The 1,249-nt window shown below is 54.0% G+C and carries 1 protein-coding gene; it reads left to right on the top strand.

Annotated features, from left to right (window positions below):
• A partial coding sequence (locus DW640_RS23240; protein WP_117579004.1) for a TraG family conjugative transposon ATPase occupies positions 1-1,249 on the top strand: 1,249 nt, incomplete at both ends.

The following is a 1,249-nucleotide window of genomic DNA, read 5'->3' on the forward strand; positions in this document are numbered from 1 at the left end:
ACTACCGCAGCTCGCTCTCGCCCTTCGGCATCAAGATGGTGGACAGGCTCACGGGAAAACCGCTGCACCTTGACATCTCCGACCTGCCCATGAAGCGAGGTATCACGACCAACCGCAACAAGTTCGTGCTGGGTCCTTCGGGCAGCGGCAAGTCTTTCTTCATGAACCACCTCGTGCGCCAATATTATGAGCAAGGCGCACATGTGGTATTGGTGGACACGGGAAACTCCTATCAGGGCTTGTGCGGCATGATCCGACGCAAGACAGGCGGAGCGGACGGTGTGTATTTCACCTACACGGAAGATAAGCCCATCAGCTTCAACCCGTTCTACACCGACGATTACATCTTCGACGTGGAGAAGAAGGACAGCATCAAGACCCTGTTGCTGACGCTCTGGAAGTCGGAGGACGACAAGGTGACAAAGACGGAGAGCGGCGAGCTGGGCAGTGCCGTGAGTGCCTATATTGAGCGCATCCAATCCGACCGTAGCATCGTGCCGTCGTTCAACACCTTCTACGAGTATATGCGTGACGACTACCGCAAGGAACTGGCACAGCGTGACATCAAGGTGGAGAAGTCCGACTTCAACATCGACAACATGCTCACCACCATGCGGCAGTATTACCGGGGCGGGCGTTACGATTTCCTGCTCAACTCCACGGAGAACATCGACCTGCTCGGCAAGCGGTTCATCGTCTTCGAGATAGATTCGATTAAAGAAAACCGCGAACTGTTCCCCGTCGTGACCATCATCATCATGGAAGCCTTCATCAACAAGATGCGGCGGCTGAAAGGCGTGCGGAAACAGCTTATCGTGGAAGAGGCTTGGAAGGCCCTCTCATCGGCGAACATGGCTGAATATCTGCGCTATATGTATAAGACGGTCAGAAAATATTACGGCGAGGCAATCGTGGTGACGCAGGAGGTGGACGACATTATCAGTTCTCCGGTGGTCAAAGAGAGCATTATCAACAACTCGGATTGTAAAATCCTGCTTGACCAAAGGAAATATATGAACAAGTTCGACCAGATACAGGCGTTGCTCGGACTGACGGAAAAGGAGAAGTCGCAGATACTCTCCATCAACATGGCGAACAACCCTTCACGGCTCTACAAGGAGGTGTGGATAGGCTTGGGCGGCACGCAGTCGGCGGTCTATGCCACGGAGGTCAGCGCGGAAGAGTATCTGGCGTACACCACCGAGGAAACGGAAAAAGTGGAGGTTTACCGTCTGGCGGAGAAGCTGGG

Source organism: Bacteroides sp. AM23-12, from assembly GCF_003434395.1.
GTDB lineage: Bacteria > Bacteroidota > Bacteroidia > Bacteroidales > Bacteroidaceae > Bacteroides > Bacteroides thetaiotaomicron.